We start from the raw sequence: 15,354 nt of genomic DNA, 5'->3' as shown, positions 1-15,354 counted from the left end.
ATCTTTCATAATCCACAACCCTGTTCTTCACGCCGGCTGCTTTCCTGCAGCTTTCTTTGATTCCCGCACTCAATACCTGCTTGGCAGTCTGCCGGACGGTTCCCAGCTTCTAAGTACGGAGCTTATGGATTCTCCGTTTTAAACGCTTTGCGTTTCTCGTCCATGACTTCCTGTCCGCCGATTTTCATATAATCCTGAACTTCCTTGTCGTAGACCTTGTCAAAGTCTGCTGTTTTCGCCGTTACGACTTTGACCATAATCTCGTCGTTCTTGGCATCCAGGGTGGTCGCATATTTGATCTCCGACTCGATTGGGGTTAAGACGCGAGGCTTGACGATCCCATCGGACATGCCTTTCTCGATGCTCTCTACCGTAAAATCCTTAAATGCCGGATCGGATGCGTTCGCTTCGATATTCAGCTTTTCGTCCGTGTTGCTTACATATTTGCCGTTCAGAATAATGCAGTAATCGAAATAGTTATACAGCGTTTGATTGACCAAATCATTGTCAAGTGTATAGGGAAGACCGTTCTCCATCTTGTAGGTTTCGCCTTCCGTACCGTTCTGCAGCGTAATAATATTTTCCGGCTGGGACATCCAGTCCAGGTATTTGACTGCGGCCTCGGCGTTTTTGCTGGCCTTCGGAACCAAAATATACATGCCGTTCGGGGAATACACCGGCTTGGGATGCTTGCCGCTTGCGTCCGTGAACGGGTCAATCAGCGCCAAGCTTGCGTTCGGATCCGCCTTCTTCAATTCCGTGTAATACCCCATGTATACGGGCTCGTTGGTATTCGGTGTAGCGGCGCCGACCCGGCCATTGATCAGGTCCTTCTGGAACTGCTGCGTATCCTTGTTCATTTGCAGCGGGAAGTCGGGATCGATCAGCCCTTCATTATACAGCTTGTTCAGGAAACGGTAGGCTTCCTTATTTCCCGGCATCAGCCATTCCGCATTCGCATACAGGTCTTCCTGCGAGATTTTATCCCACTCCCAGAATGAATACTGCAGGGCGTGCATATGGAAATAGTCGATATAGCCGTATGGAATGACGTTATCGCCGGATTTTCCCGGTTTCTTCTCCTTGAACGCTTTCAATGTTTCGTAAAATTGTTCTGTCGTTTCCGGCAGCGGCAAATTGAGCTCCTTCAGCCAATCCTCGCGGATAAACGTCGTCATTTGCGCGGTCAGCACACGTTTTGCCGGAACCGTGTACTGCTTGCCGTCAAATATCCCGTAACTGAGGAGCTCATCGCCCATCGTCTTCTTCAGGTTCGGGCCAAACTGCTCGATCAGGGGACCAAGATCGGTCAACCCGCCGTCTTTGACATATTTCTGAACGGTTGGCTGGTCATACGTGTAGGCGATATCCGGGGCCTGGTTCGCAGCCATCAGCACGTTCAGCTTATCCACCTCCTGCGAGCGCGGGACGGTGACGAACTCCACCTTGATGTTGTTCGGATCGCCGAAATTCTTTTGAATAAACTGGGTCATAAAGTTGTCCGTGATAGGCGGCGCTCCGGCCGGCGTGTTATTGCGGTCAAACAGCTCTACCCGCAGTGTGATTGGATCTCCTTTAGGCTCTTCTGCTGCCGGCTTGTTTTCATCCCCCTGATTGTCCGCTGGCGCTTCAGCCGGCGTGTTTGCTGGCGCTGTGCCGTTGTCCGAATTGTTGCCGCTGCTGCAGCCTGCCAATACGGATGCAAACAACAGCAGGGTGAACATAATCATGCCTGTTTTTCGGATTGCGAGTTTCATCAGACTTTGGCTCCCTTCATATTTTGGTATTTTTCTATCTATAGCAACCTTCGCGAGGACGGCTTAAGGGCCGTATGATCTGACGAAGAGCGACTATCAGCCTTTGACTGCCCCGATCATCATGCCTGAGATAAAATACCGCTGCAGCCATGGATAGATAAGAAGAATGGGCAGGGTTGCGAACATAATGGACGCTGCCTTGAGACTCTCCGGCACCGGAGCAGCGGCATTCATCCCCTCTGCGGTAGCCATATCAATGACCTGACTGTTGATAACCATCTCGTACAGCCTCAATTGAAGCGGGTACAGCTCCGATTTGGTGATATACAGAAGCGCGTCCATAAACCCGTTCCAGCGTCCTACGGCGTAGAACAGGCTGAGCGTAGCCAGCACCGGGAGAGACAAGGGCAGCACCAGTCGGATCAGAATCTTGAAATGGCCTGCTCCGTCCATACGCGCGGATTCTTCCAGCTCCAGCGGAATAGAAGAGAAGAACGTCTTGATAATGAGCAGATAGAAGGCATTAATCGCTCCCGGCAGAATGAGCGCCCAGACCGTATCGAGCAGATGCAGGTTTTTGATCAGCAAATATTCCGGAATGATGCCGCCGCTGAAGAACATGGTCAGCACGATGATGAGCAGGAACAGAGTTCTCCCCTTCAGCCTCTCTTTGGTTAGCGGGTAAGCAGCCATAACCGTCATAATCATAGAGAAAACGGTAAACAGCGTGACAAGCCCGATGGTAAACACCAGGGAGCGAATCATTTCCGGATTGCCGAATACGGTCTTGTAAGCCGTCAAATCGATGTCCATGGGAATAATGGTGACCTTACCGGCCATGATCGGGCTGTTGGAGCTAAGCGACAGGGCGAAGATATGGAGCATAGGCACGAGGCATAATACTCCCGCTACGGTGATAAAGCATATAATGATCGCATCGACGACTCTTTCGTTTCCGTTTCTGGTCATAATTCTCCTCCCCCTACCAAATGCCTTGATCGTTGACTTTGCGGGAAATAAAATCGGCGGACAGCAGGAAGATGAGCCCGACAACAGCCTGGAACAGGCCGATAGCGGTAGCGATCGTATAACGCGCCGACTGGATCCCGATCTTGTACACATAGGTGCTGATCACTTCAGATACATCCGTTACAAGGGGATTGCTCAGGACGAAAGGACGGTCAAAGCCAATGCTGGCCATATGTCCGATATTAATGATTAATAGAATGATAATCGTCGGCTTGATGCCAGGCATGGTAATATGCCAGATTTTCCGCATCCGGTTCGCTCCGTCCACATCTGCCGCTTCATACAGGTCTCTGTTGATGCCGGTCAGAGCGGCCAGATAGATGATGGTTCCCCACCCTGCGCTTTGCCATATGCCGATGCCCAGGTAAGAGAGAACCCAATACAGCGGCTCGGTCAGGAATGGAATCGCTTCCAATCCGAATGATTTTAAAATAATGTTCACGATACCGGTGTTCGTTGCGAGCAATTGGAGAGCCATCCCGCCAATAATGACCCAGGAAATGAAATGCGGCAAATACAGGATCGTCTGGGCTCCCTTCTTGAACCACTTCACACGCAGCTCGTTAAGCAGGATCGCCAGAATAATCGGGATGGGGAAGCTGATCACCAAATCCAGAAAATTCAGTACAAAGGTGTTGCGCAGCGCATTGTAGAAAGCATCCATGGCGAACACTTCCCGGAATGTCTCAAAACCGATCCAGGGGCTTGCCAGAACTCCTTTAAACATGTTGTAGTCCTTGAACGCAATAATGATGCCAAACATGGGAACATACTTGAACAAGACAAAATAAACCAAGGGCAATATCAACAGCGCATATAATTGCCAATCCCGCTTCAGCGTCTTGAAACGGATACGCCGTACGCGGACTGCCGTCTTTTCTTGCCGGCTGGTCGTTGCAGTAGCCATGGTAAGCCTCCTCTTCCTAAATGTGACAAACCGTTCTTGAGCACCAGTCTAACACCCGTCCGCCACGCTTGGAAATTAACAATAATCGGGAGGTTAACCTGACCAAAATCTGCTAGGCGCCGGGGCAGTTAACACTTTTTAATGAACTTAACCTTTCTTGAAAACGGAGAATTTCCCTTGATCCACAGGCAAAACCCCGCTTAGTATGAAGAAATTCTCAGCGGCGTTAGCGCTCCATCAGGAGGGAATCGCGTAAGCCGGGTCGATCTTGCCGGCTTTTTCAAGAATAATGTAAAGAATTTTGGCGGCTTCGGCGCGCGTTGTGTTGCCGAGAGGATCAAAAATGTTGTTCCCCTTGCCTGCGATGATGGAGGCCGACTGCATTTGATACACGGCAGCTTTTGCATAGCCGCCTATCAATTGATCATCCGCAAATGCTGCTTTCTCCTGTCCTGCCTTGAGATCCATGTCGAAAGTGGAAGCAAGGCGCGACATAATGACCGTGATGTCCTGACGCCTGATCGGATCGTTCGGGCCAAACGCTTTTTCGGTGTAGCCGGTCACAATCCCGTTGTCCGTGGCCCAGGCTATGGCGTTCGTATACCATCCGCCGGTTACAGTGTCCCTGAAGGTCAGCGGGCCGCCGGGCTGCGCTCCGCTGCCAAACGCGTTGTAGAACATCTGCACAAATTCGGCGCGGGTGAGCTTGCCGTTCGGACTGAACTTGCCGTTTCCAACGCCGGACACAACCTGCTGTGCGGCGAGAGAAAGAATGTAGCTTTCCGCCCAGTGTCCGCTTATATCGGTGAAGCTGGGCAAACCGGCGAGAGGGACAGCATCGTCAAGCACGATCTCAATATTTGCGTTTTGCTCATCCAGGATAATGGTTTTGCCGCCGCCACTGCCGCCGCCTGTACCGGAATTTTCTCCGCCGGGATTGGCCTCGCTGCCAGGACGGGAAATCTGAATGGTCTGTTCTTTCTTTGGAGTGGAAACCGGTTTGCCGTCGCCGTCATAACGGCTTACCGCGGGAGAAATAGAGATGGTTTCATTCGCGTTACCCTGATAATTTAATTTCAACACACCTACCTCAAGCTTGCCGGAGAAAACATTCTTTCCTTCTGTCGTCATGCCGCCAATGAGGTGCCGGGTGCCGTTATACTGATAAAGGCTTGTAAAACTCGACTCCATCTCATGGCTTACATACTTTATGCCATCCGACAATTCTACCGACATCTCCACGCCGGCATATTTTTCTTTTTCCGTGAGGGAAATCGTCACCGTGAATTCGGTCAGTGCAGTTTCCACATTGATCGGTGCGGCTTCGGCATTCGATGGAGCGGCATTCACCTGCAGGCCGGCCATACAAACCAATAGAACAAATGAGAGCGCAATACATACTGCGTGACGCGATTTTCTCAAAACTCTCATGATATTTTCCTCCTAAGCGTGTCGGCACCGGGATAACGTACTCCCGGCGCCGGTCACAATCTTTCCTGAATGAACGATTTGGCTGCTGTTAAAATCCTATGCTGTTGTCATTAAGAACCTGGATGAAGACCAGCAGGTCGTCTATGCCCACCTTGCCATCGCCCGTATAATCGGCGCGATAGGCGTTCTCCCGCCAGTTGCTGTCGAGGCTGGAGGCTCCGTAGTAGCCGGCAACGGCATAGAAGTCGTTCCAGTCAACGACTTTGTCGTTGTTAATATCGTAGGTAAGCACCATATAGGAGCCCACCGTCACCGTCGCCGTGTTATTCAGCGGAGTGACAGCTAATTCGTTTTTGCCATTGCTTGCAAACTCAATGATGATCTCCACGCTCACGTCGCCGACATAACCCGCGGGAACGGTAAAGTTCAGATCAAGCAGGTTCAAAAGATTCTCTCCGGAGGAGATAGGAGCGCCCAGCTTGGCAACGGCAAGCTGAAGCTCCTTCTTGTCTGCGTCGTTCTTGGCGTCTACAACCGATACGCCGGATTTGCCGACTGCGCTTACGTATGTGAGATCCGCGTCGTATTTCACCCTGGCGTTGAAGCCCTGCAAGCCGGTGTAATTTCCTGCGTCAAGCGTGAATTTTACAGATGTTTCCTTATCTTTGCTGTTGACGATGACGCTTTCCGGCACATTGACCGTGTAGATGATGCTCTCGGGCAATGTGGCCGTAATATTGAACTTGGCGGTGAAGCCGGAGAAGCTGACTGTCGCCTCTGTGGTGCCGGCTTTTTGCACCAGCGTACCGTCCTTCACGTCGGTTTCATAGCTGCTGACTGCCTTGGATGTGCCATCCTCAAAGGCTGCGGTAACAACAAGCCCCGTCAGATCAATGCGCTCGCCAACCTTGTACTCCACCTTGTTCGGCGGCGTGACGGTGATGCCGGTAACGGCCTTCGGCGCGAGATCAAAGACGTAAGGCTTGACATTGACGTTGCCCGCCGCATCCTTCAGCCGGACAAGCGTGAGTTCGCTGCCTGCAGAGAGAGGCTTGTCAAAGCCGATGGTGACGATGGTGTTGTTCTCACTCCACTGGACGGTGTAATCCTCGGCGAAATTTGTGCCGAAGCCGAAGTTCTGCGGATCCATCGGATTCGCAAAGCCTACGGATACGCTGGTGTCGGCCGCCGTGATCATCGTGTTCTTGGGATTGAAGGTAACGTCTCCCAGCTTGGTGGTCGGCCACGGAAGCGATTCCGGCCTTTCGCCCGTATCAGTGTTCTTGTTCGGGAACTGCGGCCAGTTGGGACTCGGCCCGATCTTGATATTGGTGGACGGCCAGGACGGCGGCAGGACAGCCTTGGCCATGTTCAAATCATAAGAGAACTGGAAATTATAATCGGGCAATGATTCGAGTTTGACATCCTCAAGACGGACAACCCTGTTCACTCCTGCTGTATAAACGGCCGGGAAGCCGGGAACATCTTCCTGGAAGAATGAGTGCTTGTTGGTGTTGTCCGCATCGGCGCTGGAATAGCCTGTCAGGATAGAAGCGCCGTAAGGAAGAATCCAGCCGGGCTCCTGTGCTTCGTTCACGCTGGCCGGAACCGGCACGTCGTTGGCGAAGATCTTGATGGCATTCTCGTCTACTTTGCTCGTGAAGCCGAAGATCCAGCGTTGATTGTCGCCGGTGTCGTCAGCCGTGAGGCTGGTACGGAGGATACCCGTCAGGTCATAGCTCTGGAGATAGACCGTCTGGCTGTCCTTGGCCTTGCCGATGGTGGAGAGCGTGTAGCGGCCCGCCGCAACCTTGTCGGCGCTGAGGGTGAAGGTGGCGACGCCGCCAACAACATCAGCGGTATAGACGCCAGCACCCGTGTTCAACATCACCTGCGAAGCGTCGGAATACGCCTTGATCGTTGCCGGATAACCTGCTGTTACCATCTCGTTCGTGGTATAGAGTGAATATTTGCCCGGCCGTGACCATTGAATATACGAGCTGTCTACCTCAAACGGATAGCTCGACATTTCCCATACGCTGCCGTAGGTTGCCGCCGGGCGAACCGGCGGGTTGACGTTAACGCCGAGCGTATCGGGTCCCTCAACCTTGAGAGGATCGCCGTATTTTCCGCCGTGGAACTCGCGGTCCATCATAGCCAGCACATAGGCGTGGTCGCGGTCCTGAAAGGCATGCGCGCCGTCATGGACATATACGCCGATATTGCCGCCTGCGCCGAGCAGCTCATAGACCTCTTTGGCGGCGACAGTGGCAAGCACGTTGGACGGGGAGCCCAGCCAATCAAAGCCTTCCCCGGTAAAGGTGATAAGCGGCCTCGGAGCGACCAGCGCCGCAAGAGCATGCGAATCAAACGGAAGCTTGTCAAGGTCAAAGCGGAAATCCTCGGCCTTGACGCCAAGCCAGTGGGCTTCGCTTGGAGACAGCAGGTTTGTCGGCTTCTCGTTGCGGAAGAAGCTGCGGTTCATGTTGGAGTTGCTGTAGGAGGCATTGGGAGCCCCGTTCGCGCTGTTCGGCACGTTGTAGTTGTAGATGCGGCCCTCGGAGGAATAGCGCATGGACGCTATGCCGCCCTGACCGGGATCTACGGGCACAACAATGCTGATGCGCTCGTCGAACGCCCCGGCGAGAGCCGCGCCCTTGCCGTTGCGGGACACGCCGGTGACGACCGAGCGGGTCGGGTCGATAAGGCCTTGATACGCGCCGTTCTCGAGCGCGTCAATGGTCCGGGAGATGCCCCATGCCCATGCCATCAGCGCGCCGGAATCGCCCTCGTACGTATCCTTGTTGAATGGATACAACGTGGTGTACAGGCCGGTGCGGCTGGCGCTGTCGCTGTAGATCGTGCCGGTGGGGTTGTTCATCACGGCATAGCCATGACGCAGGAAGGCGTTGCGCATATTGGCGGAAACGCCGCCGCCTACGCCGATAACAAAGGGATAGGGAGGCGCGATGTTCGTTTCGCCGTTTTTCAGATCGGCATCCGCCACACCTTCCTTATAGGTCGGGATGTAAATGCCGGTCACGTTGTAGCTGCCGGATTTTCCGTTTTCCGGGTTATTGACGGTAACCGTCAACGCTGCGTTGCTCGTACCGAAGGTGCCGGAATAGGTAACATCCTCCTTCCTGGTCTGTTCCTTATGGCCGTAGTAGTAGTACTGCAGTTCGTCGGAGATCTCCGCCCGGCGCTGATCCCACTCAGCCTTTGTGGTCGCATAACCGTTCGTTCCCTTCGTCGGGTCAAGGAATTTAAACAGGTCGGGCAGGCCGTCGGAGCTGGGCAGCTTATTGATGTCCGTAGGGAAATACTCGCGTCCCGCGGGAGGCTGGGCTTGGGACGGACCCTGGTTGGATGGATAATACGCATTTGTAGCGAAGACGGAGGGCACCATTGAGAAGCTCAGAAGTACGCCCAGGATGGCACTTAACAGTTTTTTCTTGGTTTTCATGCATCTTCCTCCTGTTTTTTTGAGTAGACATTGTTCATTTACATTGGAACCAGCCAACAGCCAGAGCTTCGGTTCCATTTATCCGCTGCTGTTTGATTGACTTTGCAGTTTAAGGCAGCATTGCCGCTTGGAAGCAGCTCCACCTCCCTTTCGAAATCAGCTGTTATTTTGCCTTGCAGCGGCACGGCCAGAAATGAAATCGCTTCCATTCCTTCAAATCATGTTCCCCTTCCGGTGCCGTTTGTTCGCTTCGAGCGTTGCCAATCCCGCTGTCATCTATTAACAGCGGACATGCCGTGCGCGGCTGCTGTCTTCTTGCCTGTTTGCCGGTGCAGCAGCCGCATGAGCCCTCCCCTTCCTGATTGTGGCAAACATTCTTGACCACCAATCTAACACCCGTCCGCCACACTTGGAAATTAACAATAATTGGGCAACTAACCCGCACCAAACAAGCCCTGCACAACGTGATTATTACGGTTTTAACAGACTTAACCATTCTTGAAAACCGGGGAATTTCCCCGGAAAACGCAGTAATCTAACGGTCGGAACGGTGCAGGCTGCGGTATTCTCCGGGAGGGAGGTTGTACAGCTTCTTGAAGGCCCGGTGGAAGGAAATGACATGATTGTATCCGACCTTCTCCGCGATGATTAAGATAGGTTCATCCGACTCCACGAGCAGCCGTTTGGCATGGCCAAACCGCAGCTTCAGTACATAGTCGATAAACTTCTCACCAAGCTCTTCTTTGAACAAATGACTGAGCGTGCTGGACTCCAGGCCGAATCTGTCGCTAATCTGTATGAGCGACAAGCCTGGGTCCGCGTAATGCTCATCAATATAATTTTTCACCTGGAAGGCAACGCTATGATGCTTTCTGTTGATGCGCTGCCGCATGAGCTCGCCTTCGAGCTTTTCCATCGCAGCCGTCAGCTGCTTCTGCAGCTCAGCCAGCGTTTCGGAATCGTCCACCAGCTCCTCGAATAAAAGCTCATAATACTCCATCCAGAGGAGCTGAATATCCGGGGACAACATGCCTAGCTCTTTCGTCAGCTGCCTCGTCATATTGCTCATAAACTCTTCCATCGCCTGTTTGGTCACCAAAGTCGCATTCATCGATTCGAAAATTCGGATGAGCTTCTCCTTCCAGCTCTTCTCGTCTTTTCGGAAGGACTGCGTCATATCCTGAACGGCCTGGAAATAGAAATAGGCATCCCCGTCAGCCTTTGTTTGCCTCATTCGATTATCGATAACGGTATTCGTTCCGAAAACCGCTTTGTAGGAGACATTTTCCTGCGCATTGCGACAGGATTGAACGATCATAGGGACGGAACTTGATTCTTCGCCGATCCCTGCCGAAATGGTCAGCTCCAGATGGCGGTTGATCCATGTCCGAAATTCCTCGCATATCAATTGCATCGTGTCGCCGTATGGCGTTCCCGATTCAAACAAATGAACGGCAAACACAATTTGATAAGGCTTCATCCAGGCATGCCATACGAACAAATCCCGCTGCTGTGCCAGCTCCCGGAAAGCGCTTTCCAAAATGAATTTCAATAGATGCTGGTCGCTCTGCTTATACTTTTTGGTAAATGCAGTATAATGATCGATTTCCAGCGCGACGATACCAAGACGGTCGAATGCATGCGGCAGGCTGAGTGCGGCCATTTGCCGCCCCCACTCGGCCTGGCTTGATGTCCGGTGTCCCGCCAGAAGCTCCTGAAACAGCTGCTGCTGGCGCAGTGCCGTGTCTTCTTTATACAGATTGTCGTAATCAAGCGACTTTTTGAGCAAATGATCCAGTGCGGTCTCGATGAAAGCAAACTCGTTGCGGGGGGTCTTCCTGCCAATCTCTTCGCCTTTGCGGGCCGTATAACCGCCGACCTTTCCGAAGATAGCCTCAAGCGGCTTGTAGTGCATATGGGTAATGAATGTAAATCCGCCGAGCGCAAGCACGATCATGATCAGCACAACAATTACCCAAACATTCGAGAGAAAGGACAGCACAGTAAACTGCTTCGCATGCACGCTGTCGGTATAGTAATACCATCCCGTATAGGGGGAATGAGCATATATTTGCGGCGGATCGACCGCTGCGCTTCTTGTTTGAAAAGGCTGTCGCTCCGAATCCAGCAACCAGACGGAGCCGCTGCTTTTCTCAACGAAACTGTTCAGAAACTCGACGATGGAGTCGGTATAAATGCTGACGACCACCGCTCCTTGCTTCAACGATGCGTTCGGGAATAACTTGACGAGAGAAACGACCTTCTGGGGATTATGGTCCGGCATCGACAGGGAATAAGCCCTCGGGTTCGTCCAGCCGGACAGCCCCTGGCTGCCGTAGGCGGACATCAGAAACGGCTTGTCGGCAAACGACGCCAGCTGATAGGCTCCCGAGTCGGCTAGTACCCGCCTGTCGGACTCCTTGTACAGATAGATGGAATGGACAAAAGGAAACAACGATTTCAAATCGATCAGGTTCTTTTGAATGACGAAGTAATCATAGACGGTTTTGGGCCTGTCGGAGAAATAGTCCTGTATCGCGTTATTATTCACCAGTCCGCTGACGACGTTGCGTTCGATCAGCTTCAGGTTCGCATCGGTATTGCGCATCATTTGCTCGACAATTGTTCGATTCGTATCCATGTATCTGTTCTCGGAGGCATTATTGAGCACGGTGAAAAACACAAAAATAATGGAAGAAATAACTACGAAGAAAATCGGAGTATACGAAAGCAGCATGCGGTAATACCAATTCATCCTCAATCGAATCCACGCTCCTGTTCTCGGCGTTTCGATTAGAAAAAAAAGCAGAAGGTCAGTCGGGAATCGCCACCGGGTATGTAATGGGGTCCGGATTATTACGCCTTATTGATTTTATCGGTCACCACCCTCTCACGCTCACCTGACGAGCAAATCAGACTATGGGGAAAATTGTATCAACTATGGATAGAAATTCATATGCGAATGATGCACGATTTGCTTTAAAATAGCACGATATTTGTAAGCGTATACATTTATTTATCGGAAGATCGAGAGGCCTTTCCATTTTCTTCGGGTTAAATGGTTTGCCTTTCTATTGAACATCAGGAAGAAAGGCATGCCGGAATTCCGGATTCAACATCTGGAATTCAAGCATGCCTTTCTGATTTGCTGAAATTGAAATTGTCATACATGGCGGCGGCAGGCCGGGCCCTTCACAGCTCTGTCGGATTCATGCCGGTGATTTTTTTGAACAGGGTACTGAAATAGGGGACATTCTTATAGCCGACCCGTTCGGCTACCTCGTATACCATCAGATTCTGCTCAAGCAGCAGCTCTCTCGCCTTCTCGATCCGCACCCGGGTAAGATAGTTGTTGAAGGTTTCACCCGTCATATTTTTGAAAATAATAGATAAATGATTCCGCGAAATAAAAACCTTGTCCGACAGCTCGGCAAGAGTCACTTCCTCCGCGTAATGCTCATGAATAAAATGCGTCATAAAATCTACGACCTGCCTGTGCTTGCTGCTCCCTTTCCACTGCCGGTTGCTGCAAATCACGGATATTTTGGTTGTGAGCCATTCCGCCAATTGCTCCGGCCGGGTCAGGCCGAACAATTCTTTGGCAATCTGATCATTCGCGAACAGATCGTCAAGCACCAGGCCTGCTTCATACAGGCAATACGTAAAAATGCCCCATAGTTCGCTTCCCAGCATCTGTATATAATCCTGCGTCATCCCGCCTTGCTTCTCCAGCTTTCCGATATAATCGGCAACAAGCTGATGCGCTTCGGCCTCCTTGGACGCTTTGATGGCGCTTGCCAGTTTATAAGAGAATTTGACGGGAAACAGGACAACCGCTTCCTGCTCTCTTATTTTCTGTCTGTAGGCAAACAAATCGTAAGCAGGGACAACCCGCCGGTCCCTCAAATCAATAGCTCGGAAGGCTTCCTCCGTCGAATCCGGGATTTTCACCCATTCCCCCTTGACGCCACCGATCCCGACGCGAATAACCAGCTTCAGGTAAAGCTTGATGCTGTCGATCAGCTTGAGGCCCAGTTCCTCCAGCTTCTTCTCCACCTGCTCCGGGCTTCCGGCTCCCGGGTGGACGATGATCAGCGCTCTTGTGCTGTGGAGCTCCGTGTATTCCATATGGGGGAACACTTTACCGGCGACCTCGCATGCGATATTGCTGATGGCAAAACGAAACAGGTTCCAGTCAGACAGGGAAAGCTCGCTTGCACGAACATCGCGGACCAGATCAACGCCGAGCGTTGCATGATTGCTCTCCAGCCAGTAGAGGTAAGGCTGCGGCAGATGGCTGCCATTCTGGTAGGAGCTGTCCAGTGTGCCGACCGCAGCCGATCGCACCCACTCCTTCTCGATGAAAGGCTCGTACAGCATCAGCTTATGCTCAAGCTCGCCTTGCCGGACTCTTTTCTCTTCTTCTTCCACCAGCTCCTGAATAACTTTACCTATTATTGATTTTAAAGTCGGCACGCTGATCGGCTTGGATACATAATCGCTTACGTTATGCCTCAGCGCCTGTCTGGCATGCTCGAAATCCGAATATCCGCTAAGAATGATGATTTTGCCGTTAAACCCTTCTTTCCGCAGCTGCTCCATCATATCCAGGCCGTTCATCACCGGCATATAAATATCGGTGATCACAATATCCGGCTCGGTCTCCCGGATCAAGTCCAGTCCGTCTTCGCCGTTCAAGGCTTCCCCCGCCCACTGCGCATTCAGCTCATCCCAGGGTATAACGCGCTTCATTCCTTGCAGCACATGGCGTTCATCGTCAATGATGGCAATCTTCCACACAAAACAGACCTCCTTTAACTTCAACAGCAGTGAAGAAATCGCTTTCACTCTTTATACTACCAATCCGTATCAGACATGCAAATCTTAGAGATTCACCCTTTATTTTTAAAAGCTTAACAATTTATACGGGATTGTTATCTGCCTGCTCTTTAGGCTGCGGCTCGGTCAGCAGCGGAAGGGTAATTTCGACCCTGGTTCCCCCTTCTTCCCGATCCGTCAGGACAACACCATAGCAATCTCCGAAATAACCGGCGATTCTCTCCCGTACATTACGGATGCCGTAGCCTCCCGTACGACGTTTCTGTTTCCCCTCCGCCACGCGCTTGAGTCCGGTACCGTCATCATCAATGATGATTTGTAAAGAATGGTTCCTGCTGCTCATCTGAATACGGATGTGACCGTTAATTCGCTTATTAAAGCCGTGGACGACCGAATTCTCCACGAACGGTTGAAGGGTTAGCTTCGGAATAAACAAATGCTGGATGTCTTGCGGAACCTCTATCGTATACTGCAATCCGCCTCCCCAGCGCAGCTGCTGGATCTCCAGATAGCAATTGATATGCTCAAGCTCCTCGCTGATTGTGATAAAGCTCTCGCCATTGGACAAGCCGATCCGGAACATACGCCCCATCAGCTCCAGAATCCGGCTGAGCTCGCCCTGTCCGGCTTCAATGGCCATCCAGTTGAGCTGATCCAGCATATTGTACAGAAAATGCGGGTTGATATTGGCCTGCAGCGCCTCAATCTCGGCTTTTTTCTGCTGCTCATACCGGCGTTGAACGGATAGATACAATTCCTCGATGCGCTCATTCTGTTTACGGTAACCAGCAAACAAATAACCGAATTCATTCTCGTAATCCGCCGGGAGCTCCACATTGTTGCCGCTTACAGAATACTGTCTCATCGCCGTTACCATCTCTTTGATCGGCTTCGTGAACTGTCCGCTTAGATAGTGGGTAAGCAGCAGCACCAACAGAACGGCTGCAATGCCGATGAGTACAATCACCTCGGCCAACTGGAAGCTGCTTGCCGTAATTTGATCCCATGGCGTGATTTCCACCAAAGTCCAACTGGAATCAGTCAGCTTCGAATAAACAAGGAGTGAATCACGCACCTCCGGATTTCCCCGGATATGGACATAACCGGATTGGTCGCTTTTGACATCGATCCATTTGGACAGCTCCGTCTGATTCAGCGCCTGGCCGATCTTCAGAAACTGCTGCCCCTCGGTGTTCGTCATCATACGATTCGATCCCGAGGAATTGCCCTTCAGCAGCGTCTGAATTTCCTTGGCCTTCACATGAACGACAAGCACACCTAAATATTTGTCTTCATACACAATCTTTCTGGCAAAGCTGAGCACGGGAACATCGCCTTGAAAGCTCGGAATCTCATGCTCGCTGGACCACGCAAAATCGCTGTTGACGAGATATTGAGACCAATCCTGTTTATTCAGATCCTTGATATTGCGAAATTGGATATAGCTTTTGGCATCCCCGCTTTGAGGGCGGTCCATGTACAAATCGATCCCCTGGATAAGCGGTATGGAATAGGTCAGATTCGCCAGCGCGCGTTCAACTCCCACGTACCCCCGGTACCGGTCAAATTCATCCTGCGTGTTCACAAGAAAGGTGATCAGCTCATTGTCCCGGGAGGTAGACAGCGAGATTTGCTCGATCATGACAAGACGCGTCGTGATTTCATTATTCAGCTCATCGAGCAATTGCTGCTGGTAGTGGGAGGTGGTCCGCACAAGCGCCTTCGACGAGAGGTTGTAGCTTGTCCATGCGACGAAGGCAAGGACCACTATGATCAGCAAGGCGAAGCTGCGGAAGAAGAGGCGGTCGATTCTGAATTTTTTGAACGGATTGGTCATGCCGATTCACTTCCTTTATCTTCCGTCTCAGGCGAAAGAAACGGTAAAGCCGCGAATGAGATTCGCCGCTTTACCGCTATTGGACTCC

8 protein-coding genes are annotated in these 15,354 nt (G+C 51.8%); all 8 read right to left on the bottom strand.

The window, feature by feature from the left end; genetic code table 11:
• Positions 1-122 precede the first annotated feature (122 nt).
• Positions 123-1,757 (bottom strand): extracellular solute-binding protein, encoded by a 1,635-nt coding sequence (locus tag AC0YNV_RS16365; protein ID WP_475769017.1) that lies wholly within the window; start codon positions 1,755-1,757, stop codon positions 123-125.
• A gap of 96 nt (positions 1,758-1,853) precedes the next feature.
• Positions 1,854-2,726: a carbohydrate ABC transporter permease gene (locus AC0YNV_RS16360; protein ID WP_475769016.1), complete on the bottom strand. Its 873-nt coding sequence runs from the start codon at positions 2,724-2,726 to the stop codon at positions 1,854-1,856.
• Between the two features lie 13 nt (positions 2,727-2,739).
• Positions 2,740-3,693: an ABC transporter permease gene (locus AC0YNV_RS16355; protein ID WP_210044559.1), complete on the bottom strand. Its 954-nt coding sequence runs from the start codon at positions 3,691-3,693 to the stop codon at positions 2,740-2,742.
• A 237-nt stretch (positions 3,694-3,930) separates the two neighbouring features.
• Positions 3,931-5,124, bottom strand: coding sequence for an S-layer homology domain-containing protein (locus AC0YNV_RS16350; RefSeq protein WP_475769015.1), 1,194 nt, complete (start codon positions 5,122-5,124; stop codon positions 3,931-3,933).
• 88 nt (positions 5,125-5,212) lie between these two features.
• Entirely contained in the window at positions 5,213-8,590 is a 3,378-nt protein-coding gene (locus AC0YNV_RS16345; RefSeq protein WP_475769014.1) for a glucuronyl esterase domain-containing protein, read from the bottom strand.
• A 535-nt stretch (positions 8,591-9,125) separates the two neighbouring features.
• Positions 9,126-11,345 (bottom strand): helix-turn-helix domain-containing protein, encoded by a 2,220-nt coding sequence (locus AC0YNV_RS16340; RefSeq protein WP_475769358.1) that lies wholly within the window; start codon positions 11,343-11,345, stop codon positions 9,126-9,128.
• Between the two features lie 437 nt (positions 11,346-11,782).
• Entirely contained in the window at positions 11,783-13,390 is a 1,608-nt protein-coding gene (locus AC0YNV_RS16335; RefSeq protein WP_475769013.1) for a response regulator, read from the bottom strand.
• 121 nt (positions 13,391-13,511) lie between these two features.
• Entirely contained in the window at positions 13,512-15,266 is a 1,755-nt protein-coding gene (locus tag AC0YNV_RS16330; RefSeq protein ID WP_475769012.1) for a cache domain-containing sensor histidine kinase, read from the bottom strand.
• Positions 15,267-15,354: the final 88 nt, after the last annotated feature.

This window comes from Paenibacillus sp. JT31N11, from assembly GCF_056269285.1.
The sequence above is the reverse complement of the archived record's forward strand: the minus strand, read 5'-3'. Positions and strand labels throughout refer to the sequence as shown.